The organism is Mammaliicoccus fleurettii (assembly GCF_002018435.1).
Classification (GTDB): Bacteria; Bacillota; Bacilli; order Staphylococcales; family Staphylococcaceae; genus Mammaliicoccus; species Mammaliicoccus fleurettii.
This window is the reverse complement of sequence record NZ_MWJM01000040.1, coordinates 1-1,398: the sequence shown is the minus strand read 5'-3', so window position 1 is coordinate 1,398 and position 1,398 is coordinate 1. Positions and strand designations below refer to the sequence as shown.

Below are 1,398 nucleotides of genomic sequence, written 5' to 3'. Positions count from 1 at the left end.
ATGGTGTTGTTGGCGTGATTTCAGCCACACCTTGATCATTAGCAACACCTTCACCAATCTTATTGCCATCTTTATCGAAGATTTCTACTTTAGAACCTGGTTCAGCGTTTACTGAAATGATTGGTGTCATATGAGCTTGGCCTGTTAAATCAGTTGTGATAACAGGTTTAACCGGTGCCGTTGTATCTGTCGCCTTGATTGGGTCAGAAGCGTCCGACGTGTTCGGTGATTCTGCATTATCCGTTGCTTTCGCCGTGATATTACCTTCAGGTAATGGCATAGTTGGTGTGATTTCAGCGACACCTTGATCATTGGCGATGCCCTCACCAATTTTGTTTCCATCTTTATCAAATAATTCGACTGTAGAACCTGGTTCAGCGTTTACTATAATAGGATCTTTCGTACCACCTTTGCCAGATAAATCAGTTTGGATTACTGGTTTAGTTGGTGGTGTTGTATCTTTCGATTTAACTGGGTCAGAAGCATCAGACGTATTCGGTGTTTCAGCATTATCCGTTGCTTTGGCTGTGATATTACCTTCAGGTAATGGCATAGTTGGCGTAATTTCAGCGACACCTTGATCATTGACGATGCCCTCACCAATCTTATTGCCATCTTTATCGAACAATTCTACTTTAGATCCTGGATCAGTAGTCACTGTAATTGGATCTTTCGTACCACCTTTATCAGTTAAGTCTGTTTGAATCACAGGTTTAGTTGGTGGTGTTGTATCTTTTGATTGAACTGGACCCGAAGCATCAGACATATTTGGCGTTTCCGCATTATCCGTCGCTTTCGCTGTGATATTACCTTCAGGTAATGGTTTTGTTGGTGTGATTTCAGCTACGCCTTGATCATTTGCGATACCTTCACCAATCTTATTGCCATCTTTATCGAAGATTTCAACTTTAGTTCCAGGGTCAGCTTTTACAACAATTGGATCTTTCGTGCCACCTTTACCAGTTAAATCTGTTTGAATCACAGGTTTAGTAGGCGGCGTTGTATCTTTCGATTTGACTGGTTCAGAAGCGTCAGACGTATTTGGCGTTTCCGCATTATCCGTCGCTTTCGCTGTGATATTACCCTCAGGTAATGGTGTTGTTGGCGTGATTTCAGCGACACCTTGATCATTTGCGATACCTTCACCAATCTTATTGCCATCTTTATCGAACAATTCTACTTTAGATCCTGGATCAGTAGTCACTGTAATTGGATCTTTCGTACCACCTTTATCAGTTAAGTCTGTAGTAATAACAGGTTTAGTTGGAGGTGTTGTATCTTTCGATTTGACAGGTTCAGAAGTGTCAGACGTATTCGGTGTTTCTGCATTATCCGTTGCTTTGGCTGTGATATTACCTTCAGGTAATGGCGTTGTCGGTGTAATTTTAGCGACACCTT

General features: G+C 41.7%; 1 pseudogene. It reads right to left on the bottom strand.

Annotation, left to right across the window (positions count from 1 at the left end):
* Positions 1-1,398, bottom strand: a pseudogene (locus B2G86_RS13345) (YSIRK signal domain/LPXTG anchor domain surface protein); the annotation flags it as partial.